Source organism: Myroides marinus (assembly GCF_900109075.1).
Taxonomy (GTDB): Bacteria; Bacteroidota; Bacteroidia; order Flavobacteriales; family Flavobacteriaceae; genus Flavobacterium; species Flavobacterium marinum_A.
In genome coordinates, this window is record NZ_FNYS01000018.1 from 15,441 (window position 1) to 32,926 (window position 17,486).

Annotated in this window: 15 protein-coding genes; 6 read left to right on the forward strand and 9 right to left on the reverse strand. The window is 34.6% G+C overall.

From position 1 onward, the window contains the following. The first annotated feature begins 35 nt into the window (after positions 1 to 35). The 4 genes from dnaA (at position 36) to BMX53_RS14785 (ending at position 3,140) form a co-directional block, all read left to right on the forward strand. The gene (gene dnaA / locus BMX53_RS14770) at positions 36 to 1,475 is read left to right on the forward strand and encodes a chromosomal replication initiator protein DnaA (protein ID WP_038988439.1); all 1,440 of its coding nucleotides are present in this window, start codon (positions 36 to 38) and stop codon (positions 1,473 to 1,475) included. Further along, complete coding sequence (locus BMX53_RS14775; protein WP_063175503.1) at positions 1,475 to 1,930, forward strand: low molecular weight protein-tyrosine-phosphatase; 456 nt, start codon at positions 1,475 to 1,477, stop codon at positions 1,928 to 1,930. The genes dnaA and BMX53_RS14775 overlap by 1 nt, the downstream gene beginning before the upstream one ends. A 98-nt stretch (positions 1,931 to 2,028) precedes the next feature. Further along, a complete protein-coding gene (locus BMX53_RS14780; protein WP_038988441.1) occupies positions 2,029 to 2,754 on the forward strand; it encodes an SAM-dependent methyltransferase in 726 nt (241 codons plus the stop codon). A gap of 14 nt (positions 2,755 to 2,768) precedes the next feature. Beyond that, a complete protein-coding gene (locus BMX53_RS14785) occupies positions 2,769 to 3,140 on the forward strand; it encodes a VOC family protein (protein ID WP_038988442.1) in 372 nt (123 codons plus the stop codon). Between the two features lie 84 nt (positions 3,141 to 3,224). Here the strand turns inward: BMX53_RS14785 and BMX53_RS14790 are convergent, their stop codons facing one another. Together BMX53_RS14790 and BMX53_RS14795 are read right to left on the reverse strand one after the other, a co-directional pair. Beyond that, positions 3,225 to 3,551: a DUF6787 family protein gene (locus tag BMX53_RS14790; protein ID WP_038988443.1), complete on the reverse strand. Its 327-nt coding sequence runs from the start codon at positions 3,549 to 3,551 to the stop codon at positions 3,225 to 3,227. Between the two features lie 91 nt (positions 3,552 to 3,642). Further along, the gene (locus tag BMX53_RS14795; protein WP_074747267.1) at positions 3,643 to 4,668 is read right to left on the reverse strand and encodes a threonine aldolase family protein; all 1,026 of its coding nucleotides are present in this window, start codon (positions 4,666 to 4,668) and stop codon (positions 3,643 to 3,645) included. 47 nt (positions 4,669 to 4,715) lie between these two features. On the opposite strand from BMX53_RS14795, the gene prfB reads away from it, so the two are divergent. Next, positions 4,716 to 5,814 (forward strand): peptide chain release factor 2 gene (gene prfB, locus BMX53_RS14800; protein WP_116355039.1). Its coding sequence is split into 2 segments (ribosomal slippage): positions 4,716 to 4,778 and positions 4,780 to 5,814, totalling 1,098 coding nucleotides; the frame shifts between segments, so codons are not numbered across the junction. A 165-nt stretch (positions 5,815 to 5,979) separates the two neighbouring features. Here prfB and BMX53_RS14805 read toward each other — a convergent pair. The 6 genes from BMX53_RS14805 to BMX53_RS14830 all read right to left on the reverse strand — a co-directional run bounded on the left by BMX53_RS14805 (position 5,980) and on the right by BMX53_RS14830 (position 14,296). Beyond that, positions 5,980 to 7,416 carry a TolC family protein gene (locus BMX53_RS14805; RefSeq protein ID WP_038988446.1) on the reverse strand — a complete coding sequence of 479 codons (1,437 nt, stop codon included), beginning with the start codon at positions 7,414 to 7,416 and terminating at the stop codon, positions 5,980 to 5,982. Beyond that, positions 7,409 to 10,573 (reverse strand): efflux RND transporter permease subunit, encoded by a 3,165-nt coding sequence (locus tag BMX53_RS14810; RefSeq protein WP_063175500.1) that lies wholly within the window; start codon positions 10,571 to 10,573, stop codon positions 7,409 to 7,411. Before BMX53_RS14810 ends, BMX53_RS14805 begins: the two co-directional genes overlap by 8 nt. A 28-nt stretch (positions 10,574 to 10,601) precedes the next feature. Next, entirely contained in the window at positions 10,602 to 11,687 is a 1,086-nt protein-coding gene (locus BMX53_RS14815) for an efflux RND transporter periplasmic adaptor subunit (protein ID WP_063175499.1), read from the reverse strand. A gap of 132 nt (positions 11,688 to 11,819) precedes the next feature. Further along, positions 11,820 to 12,212 (reverse strand): hypothetical protein, encoded by a 393-nt coding sequence (locus BMX53_RS14820; RefSeq protein WP_074747271.1) that lies wholly within the window; start codon positions 12,210 to 12,212, stop codon positions 11,820 to 11,822. 322 nt (positions 12,213 to 12,534) lie between these two features. Further along, positions 12,535 to 13,632 (reverse strand): inorganic phosphate transporter, encoded by a 1,098-nt coding sequence (locus BMX53_RS14825; RefSeq protein WP_038988450.1) that lies wholly within the window; start codon positions 13,630 to 13,632, stop codon positions 12,535 to 12,537. Positions 13,633 to 13,651: 19 nt separating this feature from the next. Then, positions 13,652 to 14,296, reverse strand: coding sequence for a DUF47 domain-containing protein (locus tag BMX53_RS14830; protein WP_038988451.1), 645 nt, complete (start codon positions 14,294 to 14,296; stop codon positions 13,652 to 13,654). Between the two features lie 525 nt (positions 14,297 to 14,821). Between BMX53_RS14830 and BMX53_RS14835 the strand changes: the two genes are divergently transcribed. Next, entirely contained in the window at positions 14,822 to 16,450 is a 1,629-nt protein-coding gene (locus BMX53_RS14835; RefSeq protein WP_063175495.1) for an acyl-CoA carboxylase subunit beta, read from the forward strand. A 48-nt stretch (positions 16,451 to 16,498) separates the two neighbouring features. On the opposite strand, the gene BMX53_RS14840 is transcribed toward BMX53_RS14835, so the two are convergent. Continuing rightward, positions 16,499 to 17,437, reverse strand: a complete 939-nt coding sequence (locus BMX53_RS14840) for a YiiG family protein (RefSeq protein ID WP_063175494.1) — start codon at positions 17,435 to 17,437, stop codon at positions 16,499 to 16,501. Positions 17,438 to 17,486 lie beyond the last annotated feature (49 nt).

A 17,486-nucleotide genomic window follows, 5' to 3' on the forward strand; every position in this document is an offset into this window, starting at 1 on the left:
AAAAGTAGTAACTGTTTTTATAATTCTAACCTAAAATGCACGATAATACAATTAAGTCAGCAGAATCTGTATGGAATAATTGTCTTGAATTCATAAAGGATAACATCCAAGAACAAGCATTCAAGACATGGTTCATGCCTATCGAGGCTATTGAGCTTACAGAGAATGCTCTTTATATTCAGGTGCCTAGTAAGTTTTTTTACGAGTGGTTGGAAGAACACTATGTAAAAATCCTAAAAGTTGCCCTAACTAAACAGTTAGGACCAGACGCTAAATTACTGTATAAGATCCAAATGGAAAAAACCAGTGGAGCTAAACAACCTTATACAGAACAATTACCAAGTACACAAAGAGGTCCTGTAAAACCTCAAGAGTTAGATGTACCTATCCAAAACAAAAATCCAGAATTAAAAAACCCTTTTGTAATTCCTGGAATCAGAAACGTAAAAATAGAATCACAATTAAATTCAAATTATTCATTTGATAACTTCTTAGAAGGTGATTCAAACAGATTGGCGCGTTCTGCTGGTATGGCTGTAGCTAATAAGCCTGGTGGAACTTCTTTTAACCCATTACTTATCTTCGGAGGTGTAGGTTTAGGAAAGACTCACTTAGCTCACGCTATCGGTGTAGAGATTAAAGAACTTTATCCAGAAAAAACTGTATTGTATATTTCTGCTGAAGTATTTACTCAACAATATATTGACTCTGTTCGTAAGAATACACGTAATGACTTTATCTACTTCTATCAATTAATAGATGTACTTATTGTCGATGATATTCAATTCTTATCTGGTAAGTCTGGTACACAAGATGTGTTTTTCCATATCTTCAACCACCTGCACCAAAATGGTAAACAAGTAATTCTTACTTCTGATAAAGCACCAGTAGATATCCAAGATATCGAACAACGTCTTTTATCTCGTTTTAAATGGGGATTATCTGCAGAGATATCTCACCCTGACTTTGAAACAAGAGTAAAAATTGTTGAAGGAATATTATTCCGCGATGGAGTAAATATGCCTAAAGAAATAATCGAATATGTAGCTAAAAATGTTAACTCTAATATTAGAGAGTTAGAAGGTGCTATCATTTCATTAATTGCTCAATCTTCATTCAATAAGCGTGAAGTAACAATTGACTTAGCAAGACAAGTTGTTGAGAAGTTTGTGAAGAGTGTTAAGAGAGAAATCTCTATTGATTATATCCAGAAGATTGTTTCTGATTATTTCCAAATGGATACAGAAACGCTTCGTTCTAAGACAAGAAAGAGAAACATTGTACAAGCTAGACAACTAGCTATGTTCTTTGCTAAAAAATACACTAAATCATCTTTAGCAACGATTGGTTCACAAATAGGTGACCGTGATCACGCTACAGTATTACACGCATGTAAGACAGTTGATAATTTATTAGAAACGGATAAGGAATTCAAAAAATTCCACGATGATATAAATATTAAATTCAGTATGTAATGACAAAGGTATTGATGGTTTGTTTAGGCAATATTTGCCGTTCGCCTTTAGCAGAAGGAATATTACAATCAAAGCTTTCATTAGAAAGTTTTTTTGTTGACTCTGCGGGTACAGGTGATTGGCATATAGGTAGTCAACCAGATAAACGATCAATAGCTGTTGCTAAAAAATACAATATTGATTTAACTACTCAACGTGCGAGACAGTTTAAAGTAAAAGATTTTGACACTTTTGACCGAATCTATGTAATGGATAGATCTAATTACGACAATGTAATTAAACTAGCCCCTACTAATGAAGCTAAAAGTAAAGTAAAACTTATCTTAAACGAAATCACACCTGGTCAAAATGCAGAAGTACCAGATCCTTATTTTGGTGGAGAAGACGGTTTTGAACACGTTTACCAATTACTGGACGAAGTTTGTAATGTAATAGCCAAAGATTTAAAATCTTAGATATATGTAAGTAAAAGGAAGAAAGTCATTTTCTTCCTTTTCTTTTTTGTACTAGTCTTTATTTTTACCTTTGTCTTTTATATCACAGATTAAATAAAATGACAAACGCTATACCTACAGGTACACTTTACCTTATCCCTATTACTTTAGGAGAAACTACTAATCCTATGGACGTCTTACCTCAGACTGTAAAGCGTGCTATAGAAATGCTAGATATCTTTATCGTAGAAAACGAAAAGACAGCTAGAAGATTTATCAAAAGTATCTGCCCTGAAAAGAAACAATCTGAACTTATCTTATTCCCTCTTAATAAACACACGGAAACTAGTGAATACAAAGAATATATCAAACCTTTACTAGAAGGTAAAAGTGTTGGTGTTATGAGCGAAGCAGGATGTCCTGGTGTAGCGGATCCTGGTGCCGTTATTGTAGACTTAGCACATAAAAGAAATATAAAAGTAACTCCATTAGTTGGACCATCTTCTATCCTACTGTCTGTTATGGCATCTGGAATGAATGGACAGAGTTTTGCTTTTAACGGATACTTACCTATTGATAAAAGTGATAAGAAAAGTACACTTAAAGCCTTAGAAAGATTATCACAAGAAAAGAATCAATCTCAACTATTTATAGAAACTCCATACAGAAACAATCAATTGTTACAAGATATGGTACAGATACTTAATCCTAACACATTAGTATGTGTAGCTTGTGATATAACATTAGAAACTGAGTTTATACAAACTAAACCAGCTGCTCAGTGGAAAAACACAAAAGAAGATCTACACAAAAGACCTTGTATTTTTATCATTCATAAAAACTAAGTAATATCACTTATATGAGTAATCCAGCTGTATATTTTGAAATTCCTGTTACTGATTTAGTTAGAGCTATTAAATTCTATTCTACAGTCTTTAATTTTTCTTTTGAACAAGAAGTATTCGACGACCTAGATATGGCTTATTTTCCCTTTAATAATACCCACAGAGGGATTACGGGAGCTTTAGTCAAGGGAGAAATTTACAAACCAACTGTAAATGGAATCTTACTCTATCTAAACACTACTGATATACAACAAACTCTAGAGTGTGCACAATCTATAGGAGCCGAGGTCTTGTTCCCAATAAATATACATAAAGAATTAGGGTTTGCAGTAGCAGAATTTAAAGACAGTGAAGGCAACAGAATAGGATTACATCAAACTTTATAATATTAAAATAACATCCCTTGTGATTTTAGATAAAAAAATAGGCTACCTGTGGGTAGCCTATTTTATATTTATTTCAATGCGTAATTAATTATTCTCTTGTTTTTTCTCTTTTGGAAACAAGAACCCCATTCCCATATTCTTCATCATCTTCTTCACAAAGTTCCAGAAAAACTCACGTTGTCCAAATAGTGTTCCAACACATACTAAAATAACCTTATATATTGGGAATATGATCAAAACATATAATATCCAAAAGAAAACAGGATGCATTACATCTTTTGTAATTCCTAAATAACTAAGAATTGGTTTTGCAATATATGCTGCCGTTGAACCAGTAATAGCAAAAACGGTAAGTATAATAAATACTTGAAAATTTGACTTAAGTCCCCAACGCTGTTTTAACTTCTCCATTATTTAATTTAATTCTAAACAAAGGTAATCCAATTTCTGACATCTAAAACATAAAATATCTTAAATAAAAAGACCTCTAATAACAAAGCAATTATAGTTCCAATTTAGATAAAGCCTCCATTACATACTCATGCATTACCTCGCGATAGTCTAAATGTGTAACCATACGAAGCCATCCACCGCCCATATCACTAATAGAAATATTCTTTTGTTTTAATTTCTCAATAAACACTCTATTTTGAGCGATATCTCTTAGTTTAAAAACTATAATATTCGTTTGAACAGGTAGTACTTCATCTATCCAAATCTTTTTATTTAGAACCATCTCTATTTGTTTAGCTCTAAAGTGGTCTCTCTGTAGACGCCCAACATTATTCTTAAGAGCAAACAAAGCTGCTGAAGTTAAGTATCCTATTTGGCGCATTCCTCCTCCCATTAACTTGCGAAGACGTATTGCTTTCTTAATATCTTCTTTAGATCCAAGTAAAACAGAACCTACTGGAGCACCTAAGCCCTTAGAAAAACAAACTGATATAGTATTAAACAACGCTCCAAACTGACTAGGGTGTTGAGATTTTGCCACTAAAGCATTCCACAATCTAGCTCCATCTAAGTGCATCTTTAGACCTTTTTCATTACACACCTCACGTATGCGTTCTAATTCGTTTAACTCATAACAAGCACCACCTCCTAGGTTAGTTGTATTCTCTATACATACTAACTTCGTTAATGGCAAATGAATATTATTAGGATCATTGTAATTTTCTAAAACCTGTTCTGCTGTTATACGTCCTCTATCTCCATCGATTAAGGCACAACTCACACCACTGTGAACTGCAACTCCTCCACCTTCAAACATATTAATATGAGAACTTCTGTCACAGATTAAGTGATCACCAGGCTGAGTATGTAGCTTAATTGCTACTTGATTAGCCATAGTTCCAGAAGGAAAAAAAAGGGCTTCTTCCATCCCAAACAACTCAGCAACAGCAATTTCTAATTCATTGGTACTTCCATCTTGCTTGTAAACATCATCCCCTACCCTAGCTTTCATCATGTAATTCAACATTTCAGGTGTAGGCTTAGTGATTGTATCACTGATTAAATTAATTTCCATAAATTGATAGGAATAAGTATTTTTGTGCTATAAAAGTATTAAAAATTATGGTAACCACAGAACAACAGAAGGATATTATTGATCGCCTTGGTGCGTTAAGGAGGTATCTTTGACATCGATAAGAAGCTTATCGAAATAACTAACGAGGAAGAAAAAACATTTGCTCCTGATTTTTGGAATAATCCAAAACAAGCAGAAATTATCGTTAAAGCTCTCAAATCCAAAAAGAAATGGGTAGAGGGTTATGAATCTGCTATGGCTAATCTTGAAGAATTAAAGATTCTATTAGAGTTCTATGCAGAAGGTGAATACACTGAAGAAGAAGTCGTAGAGCAGTATAAAAAAACTTTGCAAATTATCGAGGAGCTAGAGTTTAAAAATATGCTTTCAGACGAAGGAGATAACATGAGTGCTGTACTTCAAATCACTGCTGGTGCTGGTGGTACCGAAAGTTGTGACTGGGCAGCTATGCTGATGCGTATGTACATCATGTGGGGAGAAAAGAACGGTGTCAATGTAAAAGAACTAAACTATCAAGCAGGTGAGGTTGCTGGAGTAAAAACAGTTACTTTAGAGTTTGATGGAGAATTTGCATTTGGATACTTAAAAGGAGAAAACGGTGTACACCGTCTAGTTCGTATCTCGCCATTTGACAGTAATGCTAAACGCCATACTTCATTTGTATCTGTCTATGTATACCCGTTAGCGGATGATACGATAGAGATTGAAATTAGTCCTGCTGACATTTCTTGGGAAACAATGCGTTCAAGTGGAGCTGGTGGGCAAAACGTAAATAAAGTAGAAACTGCTGTACGTCTACGTCACCACCCTACAGGAATCATCATTGAGAACTCTGAAACTCGTTCTCAGTTAGACAACAAGACCAAAGCAATGCAACTTTTAAAGTCTCAATTATATGAAATTGAGCTTAAAAAGAAACAAGCAATGCGAGATGAGATTGAAGCTAATAAGAAGAAAATAGAATGGGGATCGCAAATCAGAAACTACGTGATGCATCCTTATAAATTAGTTAAAGATGTCCGTACACAATTTGAAACTACAGATGTAGATTCAGTAATGAACGGAGAAATTGACAACTTCTTAAAAGCATATCTAATGATGATGGGGCAACAAGAAGAAGAGTAAATTCAGAGAATTCTAATAGGCTAACTCTCGTTAGTGTATTTATCACTGAATTAAGAATAAAAAAAAAGGAGCTTATAGCTCCTTTTTTCACCTATAGACTAAAGAGACCTTACTAAACTCTTTTGGCCAAATAGGATTTTATCAAAATCAAATCAGCATTCTCCATTATTGCCATCCACCACCTAAACTCTTATAGATATCCACCACTGCATTTAGCTGCTTAGACTTAGTCTCCACAAGTTCTAATTTAGCATCCATAGCCTCTCTTTGAGTCATAAGCACTTCTAAATAATCAGCTCTTGATGCTTTAAACAATTCTTGTGATATATCTACAGAAGCAGTCAATGTCTTAGCCTCGCTATCCTTGTACTCATATACCTTTTGCATATTTTGAATTTTAGACATCTGATTTGCAATATCTAAATACGCATTCACAATTCTCTTATCATATTCATAAAGCGCTTGTACTTGATGAGCATTAGCTGTATTAAACTCTGCTTTTATAGCACTCTTATTAATTAATGGAGCTGCCAATTCCCCAACTAACGAATACATTATTGATTCAGGTAATTTGGTCAAATAAGACGGTTTAAAGGCATTTAATCCAAATGTTGCAGATATATCAAGCGAAGGGTAAAACTCAGCTCTTGCGGCTTTAACATCTAGTTTAGCAGCTTCTAATTCTAACTCTGCTTGTTTAATATCAGGGCGATTAGATAATAACTGTGCAGGAATACCTGTTTTGACAGTAGCTGGTACTAATCCCATAAAGCTCTCTTTATCTCTTACAATTGGTTGAGGATATCTACCCAACAGTGCATTTATGCGATTTTCCTTTTCTGTAATCTCTTGTTTTATAGAAAATTCTAACCCTTGCGCTTTTAATAATTCTGCCTCAAACTTCTTCACTCCTAACTCCGTTCCACGAGCAGCTTGCTTCTGGATTTTGACAATTTCTAAAGCCTTCTTCTGCAAATCAATATACTGTAGCGTTAAATCAAGTTGGTTATCTAAAGCTAATAGTTCATAGTAGTTACTTGCTACCTCTGCTATCAGATTAGACAGTATAAAGTTCTTCCCTTCTACTGTTCCCAGATAGCGCTTTACAGCAGCTTCTTTAGCATTGTGTAGTTTACCCCACATATCTATTTCCCACGAAGCTGTTATCCCTGCTGAAAAATCACCTAAGGGCTCAGGCATCTTTTTTCCTGGTTCTATTTCTGTAGTGGCATCCCCAGCACCTTGGCTTGTATAGCGTCCTACTTTTTCTACTCCAGCACCTATTCCCGCTCCTACTTTAGGAGATAATCTCCCTTTTTTATACAATACTTCATTCTTAGCTACTTCAATCTCTTGAAGAGTAATCAATAATTCTTGATTATTCTTTAACGCCTCCTCGATTAACACTGTCAAGTTTTTATCTGTAAAAAACTGACGCCAAGGAGTCATCCCTGAATTGATTGTATCATTTGATTCATTATAAGCATTAGGCAACTTTGCTTTACTATCAAAGTCTATAGCAGCTTGTGGAGTTTTACAACTCCACAAGCTCAATCCTACTAATGCAATAAGACCTGTTCTATATATTATTCGCTTATTCATCTTTCTCTACGTGTTCATAAATTGGTGATTCCTCTTCATAATGAGTTAACTTAGTTTTCTCAGCTATAGTACCAAAGATGTAATACAATCCAGGAACTACGATTAATCCGAAAACTGTACCTATCAGCATTCCTCCTGCTGCAGCTGTTCCGATAGTTCTATTTCCTAAAGCTCCAGGTCCACTTGCTAATACCAATGGAATTAAACCCGCGATAAAAGCAAACGAAGTCATCAGAATAGGTCTAAAGCGCAATGCAGCACCTTCTATCGCTGATTTAAACACACTGTGTCCCTCTCGATGTCTAAAGATGGCGAACTCAACTATCAACACCGCATTTTTACCGAGAAGCCCTATCAACATAACCATTGCTACTTGAGCATAGATATTGTTTTCTAATCCCAGCATACTCAAACAAAAGTAAGCTCCAAAAATACCTGCTGGTAACGATAAAATAACAGGTAATGGAAGAATAAAACTTTCGTATTGAGCAGCCAAGATTAAGTAAACAAACCCTAAACAAATCGCAAATATCACAGCTGCCTCACTTCCTCTTGAGACCTCATCTTTAGAAATACCAGCCCAATCTATTCCATATCCGTGAGGCAGTGTTTTTTTCGCTACTTCTTGTATTGCTTTAATAGCCGCACCACTACTATATCCATGAGCAGGAGCACCACTAATTTCAGCAGCATTGTACATATTATATCTCGTATATTCAGACAGTCCATATACCTTCTCTAAAGTCAAGAAAGCAGAATAAGGAACCATCTCTCCTTTATCATTTTTCACAAACATCTTTAGCACATCTTCTGGCAAAGCTCTATACTCTGGAGAAGACTGTACCATTACTTTATATGGTCTGTCAAATTTGATAAAACTCGTCTCATAATTACTTCCGATCAGCGTAGATAAGTTATCCATTGCAGTTGATATAGACACTCCTTTTTGCTCTGCTTTATCATTGTCTATTTTCAACAAATACTGTGGAAAACTCGCACTATAGAATGTAAATACAGAACTTATCTCTGGTCGTTTACTCAGTTCCTCTACAAACTCCTTACTCACTTTCTCCATCTGTTTATAATCTCCACTTCCAGATTTATCTAAAAGTCTCAACTCAAAACCTCCTGCAGCTCCATATCCTGGTACAGCCGGTGGTTGAAAGAACTCAATATTAGCACCTGTTAAGCCTTGTGCCTTTTCTTCTAACTCCTCTATAATTTCTTGAGCAGATTTATCTCTTTCTTCCCAGCTCTTTAAGTTGACCAAACACGACCCTGTATTTGCACTTGTCCCTTCTGTCAATATCTCATATCCAGCTAAAGAAGAAACCGATTTTACTCCATCAATACCTTCTGCAATTTTTTGCAACTCTGATGCTATTTGATTTGTACGTTCTAAGGTAGCACCAGGAGGTGTTTGAATGATAGCATAGAACATTCCTTGATCTTCATTAGGAATAAACCCTGTTGGTAATTTCTCATTCAAGAAATAGATAGCAGCGCAGAACACTCCCAACATACCAAACGTAACTATACGTCTACTCACTGTTTTATTCAGCACCTTTTCATATCGGTATGCTCCTCTTGTAAACAATCGGTTAAATGCATCCAGAAAGCGATTAATAGGTGTTTTCTTTTTCTCTTTCGCATGATTGTTCTTTAATATCATAGCACATAGCGCTGGAGTAAGAGTCAATGCTACAACACCAGACAATACAATAGCTGTTGCCATTGTAATAGAAAACTGACGATAAAAGATCCCTACTGGCCCGCTCATAAATGCAATAGGAACAAATACTGCCGCCATTACACATGTAATCGCAATAATAGCCCCACTAATTTCTAACATTGCCTCTTGAGTCGCCTTATACGGGGAGAGATGCTTCTCTTCCATTTTGGCGTGTACAGCCTCTATCACCACAATAGCATCATCTACTACCACCCCAATAGCCATAACTAAAGCGAAAAGTGAAATTAAGTTTAGAGTAATCCCAAACACACTCATCAGTGCAAATGTTCCTACTAATGACACAGGCACTGCTAAAGTTGGTATTAACGTAGAACGCCAATCTCCTAAGAACATAAACACTACAATACCTACCAATATAAACGCCTCTACTAATGTATGTACAACCTTTTCCATAGAAGCATCTAAGAATGAAGACACGTCATAACTAATCTCATAATGCATTCCTTTAGGAAAGTCCTCATTTAGTTCTGTCATTAACTTCTTCACATTCTTAATTACATCACTTGCATTACTACCAAAAGATTGTTTAATCACAATAGCAGCAGAAGGTTTACCATTTAAGTTAGAGTAGATATCATACATTGTACTACCAAACTCTATATCAGCGACATCTTTTAGTTTCAGTAATTCTCCATCAGCAGAAGAGCGCAAAATAATATTGCCATACTCCTCCTCTGTATTAAATCTTCCCGAATATTTTAATACGTATTCAAATGCTTCTGCTCTCTTACCAGAGCTCTCTCCTATACGCCCAGGCGATGCCTCAATACTTTGCTCTTGTAAAGCTTCCATTATTTCTTGCGAAGAAATATGAAAAGCAGTCATTCGATCTGGTTTTAACCAAATACGCATAGCATATTCTCTATTACCAAGTATCGTAGCAACTCCTACACCAGGCACCCTTTTTAGTTCTGATAGAATATTGATATCTGCATAGTTATATAAGAACTTCTGATCGGCGTGAGCATCATCGCTATACAAGTTTAGGTACATCAACATATTTGACTCCTCGCGAGTAATCTTAACTCCCTCACGCACCACTAAAGGAGGTAATTTATTAATAGCTGAAGAAACTCTATTCTGAACGTTTACAGCAGCTAAGTTAGGATCAGTTCCCAATTCAAAGATTACCTGAATAGAAGCCTCACCATCATTACCTGCATTAGATTCCATATACTTCATCCCAGGTACGCCATTTAGTGCACGCTCCAGAGGAATAATAACAGACTTAATCATTAACTCTCCATTCGCTCCAGGGTATTCTGCAGTAATATTCACTTTAGGAGGAGAAATAGAAGGATACTGTGTTACAGGTAATTTTATAAGAGATAGCACTCCAAGGAATACTATAATCAACGAAATAACAATCGACAGAACGGGTCTGCGAATAAATGTTTTAAACATCTCAATTCAACGAATTACTTAATACCAATTAGTTCGCACTCAAATGCAGTTCTTTCAACACCTTCTTAGGCTCTTTGAAAACACCTTTAATATGATCTCCCTCTTTTACTTTTTGAATTCCTTCTAATAGTATTTGATCTTTTGCAGAAATACTTTCTGGGTCTATCACATACACATCAGGCAGTTCATAATTAATTACAATCTGCTTAGCGTGTATTTCACCATCTTTCCCTACAACAAATACGTATTTCTTATCTTGTAATTCGTAAGTAGCTTTTTGAGGAATAATCAAGGCATTAGTAAGAGGTACAGACATGCGTACCTTACCCGTTTCTCCATTTCTAAGCAACTTATTTGGATTAGCAAACTTTGCACGAAAAGCGATATTACCTGTTTCGTTGTTAAACTCTCCTTCTATAGTTTCTATTTTTCCTTTATATGGCAACATCTTATTATTAGCCATAATTAAATCAACCTCATCACTTCCTTTACTCTGTGGATTACTTTCATAATTTAGGTACTCTACCTCTGATACATTAAAGTAAGCATACATATTGCTATTATCAGATAAGGTAGTTAGTAATTCTCCCTCTTCTAACAAACTTCCTAAACGCTTATCTAAGCGTCCTACATATCCTGAGAAAGGAGCTCTAACCTCTGTATAATTTAAGTGAATCTGTGCCAACTTCATCTCAGCCTTAGCCTTTTGCAAACGCGCCACAGCTACAGCTTTTTCATTTTTAGAAACCACATTACTGTTTGTCAGTGTTTCTACATTTTGTAATTCTATTTGTGCTTGAGTTACCTCTGCCTTAGCTTTCTCAAGCTCGGCTTTGTGAAGTTGCGGTCTAATGCGAAACATCAATTGCCCTTGAGAGATAAACTGTCCCTCATCCACGAGAATAGCATCTAAATACCCTTTCTCTTGTGTTCTGACCTCAATGTTCTTGATTGATCTGATTTGTGATACATAATCTTTGGCTACCACAGTATCCATAGTTACAGGATTAGTAATAGGATAATCCTTAACTTCTTCTTTTTCCTGCTTGTGCGAGTTACAGCTAACTAATGCCAACACAGTACTTAGAGAAACAATAAATGCTACTCTTTTCATACAATAAACTTTTGCTAATTAAATTGATTTCGATAAAGTGTGCTAATTGAAGTTATAGCACAAAACATTACAGGCTATATGTCTGTAAGAAGTGACAATAACCTATAAGTTAACGGTAAAGAGAGTTTAAGATCAAATTCTCAGTGTACGATATACAATATATTTATAATCAAATAATTGTATCAACGCAGTATAGAAAGAGCGGCGTCTTCTATATGCATAAAGAACGAAATGAATGAAAATAGCACAAACAAATACCTTAGTCAATGTAGCTAATAGTACAAAGTCTTGTACACTAACATCATCGCTATTATCTGTTTCAATGCTTGAAAAAGAATTGTCGTGTTTATACTCTTTAATCTTTTTGTGTACTTCTCTATTTTCTCCATGTATTGGATAATCAACACCTAAAGTCGAAGCATAAATAGCTGGAGTATAATCTACCTTAACTGTATCCAATACTTTCCCACCCACTATAGATAGTAGGATAAAAAGGGAAATAATATGTGATAGAATACGTCTCATAAGTGGTATCAAATTTAATGTTAGATTTGAATTCACAATTCAGCTTAACATTATTTAACACACGCTTTTTATAACTTTTTCTTCTAAGTTATTAGTTATTCCAATACAACCTAAATACAAGAAAAAATCAAATAAAAAACACAGATAATATACAGTTTTTACTCTGTTTTATTATCAATATATCAAAACAATAGACCTACGTATAAACATTACTAATCATTAAGATGGTTTGAGAAAATATCAAACAATCTACCCTTTCGTATAAAAACAAAAAAAGCGGTACATCACTGTACCGCTTATATATTTTATTAAAGTAATATTCTTATAATATTGCGTGGATTAAGTAATAAACCACCATCGCTATAATAGCAGATACTGGAATAGTCAATACCCAAGCCCATAATAGGTTAATTGTAACTCCCCATCTTACAGCAGAGATACGTTTAGTAACCCCTACCCCGATGATAGAACCTGTAATCGTATGTGTAGTAGATACTGGAATACCTAAGTGCTCTGTTACATATAATGCTACAGCACCTGCAGTCTCAGCAGCTACACCTTCTAATGGTGTTACTTTTGTAATCTTAGATCCCATTGTCTTAACGATTTTCCATCCTCCAGATAAAGTACCTAAACCGATGAATATGAATGATGCTAATGGTACCCACCACCAGTGCTCTACGAATACTTTAAATGTATCTACCCCTTCTACTAAATAAGAAGGGTCCATATCAACATTTACGTGGTAGAAGATAACAGCAGCACCGATAATACCCATTACTTTCTGAGCATCGTTACCTCCATGTCCTAAAGAGAACAATGCCGATGATACTAACTGTAAACGCTTAAACCAAACATCACATTTATGTGAGTTAGAATTACGACATATCCACATAATACCTACTGTTATAAAGTAGGCTAGTATCATCCCTAAGAATGGTGCTCCGAAGATAAATAAGAAGATAGGAATAACTTTAGAATAAACAATAACATCTACTCCTCCAGGTGCAAATCCACCTGCGTGAGCTACTGCTGCTCCTATAAATCCTCCGATAAGTGTATGTGAAGAAGAAGAAGGAATACCTAACTTCCAAGTCAATAAGTTCCAAATAATAGCTGCAACCAATCCAGCAAAGATTACTTCTAAACTAATAAAGTTCTCATTTACTGATTTGGCAATGGTATTACCAATTTTAAACTCTCCAATAATATACAGAGAGATAAAATACGCAGCAAAGTTAAATGCTGCTGCCCATAACACTGCCTGGAATGGTGTCAACACCTTTGTAGTCACGATAGTCGCGATAGAGTTCGCTGCATCGTGAAAACCGTTAATGTAATCAAACCCTAATGCTAAGACGATAATAATCATCAGCATAATACCAGCTTGATTAGTAAACATTCCTAAGAAAAAATCCATAAATAATGTTTCTAGTTAATTAAGCGTATTTTACCGTAATTGTCTCTAATACGTTAGCTACATCTCTACAGCTATCTGTAGCAGTCTCTAATGCAGACATTACTTCCTTATATTTAATAATCTCAATTGCGTTACTTTCGTTTTCGAAAATATCAGCAACTGCTTTATCAAATACTTTATCTGCTTTACGCTCTAAACGAGAAATATTTTTGCTGATTTCTGATAATGTAGCAAAGTTTTTATTGTCTTTTAAGATCAAAAGACCTTTAGCTACTTCACTACAAGCTTCTAAATTAGCTTCAGTTAATTTACGCAAAGGTTTAGTTACCTTATCGATTTGATACAATCTCATACGAGATGCAGCATCTGATAAATGGTCTGCAATATCATCTACAGCAGTGATTAAGTTGTGAATATCTTCACGGTCAAAAGGAGTGATGAAGTTTTTACCAAGTTCTACTCGAGTAGTTTGAGCGATTGCTTCAATTTCTTGTTTTAATACTTCTACATCTTTTAATAACTTTTCTCTTTCTTTAGCTGGTGCATTTACTGCCTCATTTAAAGTTTCTGAAAGTTTCTTAATCTTACCTGCTGCCTTTTCAAATAATGGATAAAACACTTTATCCTTAGGCACTAAAAACTGAAAAATATTGTTTAATGACATCTTAAAAATGATAATAATCGGGGGCAAAAGTAACTCTTTTAAGTTATCTCAATGTTTCCTTAACGTTAATTTTTACACCTTTATTAATACTATTACTTCACACTAAAAACATAACTAATTGAATAACAAATATAAACCTATTTCCTTATATTAATTTAATGTTATGTAATTAAAATACATGCAACATTGAATATTCTTACTATGTGACAATATTTGACTCCAATAATTACAATTTATAAACGAATTACTGCTAAATTATAGATTACACTATTACGCTTCATTTCCCCTTTCTTTTTACTATAATTCTTATTGTAAACTAAACTTTCTAGTATTACTATCATAACAGAAAACAAATAAGCTATTTAACCAAAAGAGACCTTGTTCATTGCATAACAAATTGATTAGATCTAAAACATCAATACCTGAAAATTCGCATACCGTCTTTTAACACTAGTAAAAATTATAACTATATTTTGTACTTTAGCGAAAACGATATAAAACAACAGAGAATCAACCCAACAAACTATGGATATAAACTTCAATAAAAACGAAGACCACAATAAACTTTTACTTTCTGAATTAAAGAGGAAATTAGTAAAAGTAAAACAAGGTGGTGGAGAAAAAAGAATCGCTAAACTACACGAACAAGGCAAAATGACTGCTAGAGAGCGTATCGACTATTTATTAGATGATAAAACTAATAGTATAGAGATAGGAGCTTTCGCAGGAGAGGATATGTATGCAGAACATGGAGGTTGTCCTTCTGGTGGTGTAGTAGTAAAGATTGGTTATATCAAAGGAAAACAATGTATCGTAGTAGCTAATGATGCTACTGTAAAAGCAGGTGCATGGTTCCCTATCACAGGAAAAAAGAACTTAAGAGCGCAAGAAATAGCAATAGAGAATAAACTACCTATTATCTACTTAGTAGACAGCGCTGGTGTTTACCTTCCATTACAAGATGAAATCTTCCCTGATAAAGAACACTTCGGACGTATCTTTAGAAACAATGCTGTAATGAGCAGTATGGGTATTACACAGATTGCTGCAGTAATGGGTAGCTGCGTAGCTGGTGGTGCTTACTTACCTATTATGAGTGACGAAGCACTTATTGTAGACAAGACAGGAAGTATATTCCTTGCTGGTAGTTACTTAGTAAAGGCAGCTATTGGTGAAAGTATTGACAACGAAACATTAGGAGGTGCTACTACACACTGTGAAATATCAGGTGTCACGGACTATAAAGCTAAAGATGACAAAGACGCTTTAGATACGATCAAGAATATCGTTGATAAAATAGGTGACTTTGACAAGGCAGGATATAACCGTATCAAGGCTGTTAAGCCTGCACTTCCTCAAGAAGATATCTACGGTATCCTTCCTAAAGCACGTAATGAACAATACGATATGATGGAGATTATCAAACGTCTAGTTGATAACTCTGAATTTGAAGAATACAAAGAAGGCTATGGACAAACGATCATTACTGGATATGCACGTATAGATGGATGGGCAGTAGGTATTGTAGCAAATCACCGAAAAGTAGTTAAAACTAAAAAAGGTGAAATGCAGTTCGGTGGAGTAATTTACTCTGACTCGGCTGACAAGGCTACTCGATTTATCGCTAACTGTAACCAAAAGAAAATACCATTAGTATTCTTACAAGACGTTACTGGATTTATGGTAGGTTCTAAATCTGAGCACGGTGGTATTATTAAAGACGGTGCTAAGATGGTAAATGCAGTATCTAACTCTGTAGTGCCTAAATTCACTGTAGTAGTAGGTAACTCTTATGGAGCTGGTAACTATGCTATGTGTGGTAAAGCTTATGATCCACGTCTTATCTTTGCTTGGCCTAGTGCTGAACTAGCTGTAATGGGTGGTGCTCAGGCAGCTAAAGTATTATTACAAATAGAAGCTTCTTCGCTAAAAGCAAAAGGAGAAGAACTAACACCTCAACAAGAAGAAGAATTATTCAATAAAATTAAAGCGAAATACGACAATCAAGTTTCGCCTTATTATGCAGCAGCACGTCTTTGGACAGATGCTATTATCGATCCATTAGATACGCGTAAGTGGATCTCTATGGGTATCGAAGCTGCTAACCACGCTCCTATCGAAAAACCATTTAACTTAGGAGTTATTCAAGTATAATAAAAACCAAAAACGGGAAGCTAATCACTTCCCGTTTTTTTTATATCACTAGATAAATCTATTATAACTACTTACTGCATTATTATTTACTCTAGTTAAAAAACTAAAATCACTATCATTTAACTTTTTACCTTCTCTAACTTTTCTCAATACCTTTCTAACATCACCTAGGTTGTTTACTACTGAAGAATAAAAATTAACATAAGAATTTAAACTATTTTCTTTAGTTAACTCATCTACATACATCCCTTTGTGTTTTTCTAAATTAGCTTCTAATTCTGTATATAGTTTGTCCAACTCCTCTTTTTTTCCTCCTTCTTCATCATGAATATAGAATGTATTTACTAAATTCTGTACACTTTTTAGATCTGCTTTTACAGTCATAATTGCATCTTTAATAGGCGAATCTGCTAAGATAATCTCTTCTGCACGTTCTGTTACTTCATCTATTTTCGCTGAAATTAATGGACGAGTATCCATACAATTATTATACGCCTTCTCTATTTTCTCTGCATACTCTTTTGCTTTTGCCCAATTATCATCTTTATAGTCCTCATTTTTTAAATACTTGATATAAGTAACTGCCGTTCCAGATAACAAGTCTCTTTGCTCTTTATAAAAAGCGACTTTCTCTTTAAAGAACTCCTGTTCTTCTGTAGATAGAACTGTTGGTGGTTGAGTCATTTTTGCATCTTTGTCTTTAGTACCACCTATTCTAAAGTTCATAAATAAGGCATCAATAGGAATATCTGAAGAGTATCTTATCTTTTTACTTTCAGCCAGCTCGATTAATTTTTGAAAGTCTCTTTCTCGAGAATTAATAAAAGAATTAGCATCATTCATATAATCGACTACACTATTAGTGTATTCGATTATCATATTTGCTTGTTCCATACTGTTGACATTCTCAGCACCTACTTCTTTGTTATCCTTACAGCCTACAGCTAAGAATAAGCACACTCCTAATAATGTAATTATCTTTTTCATAGTAATTATTTTTATATTTTAACCAAATTTAAGAATTAAATAATACAAA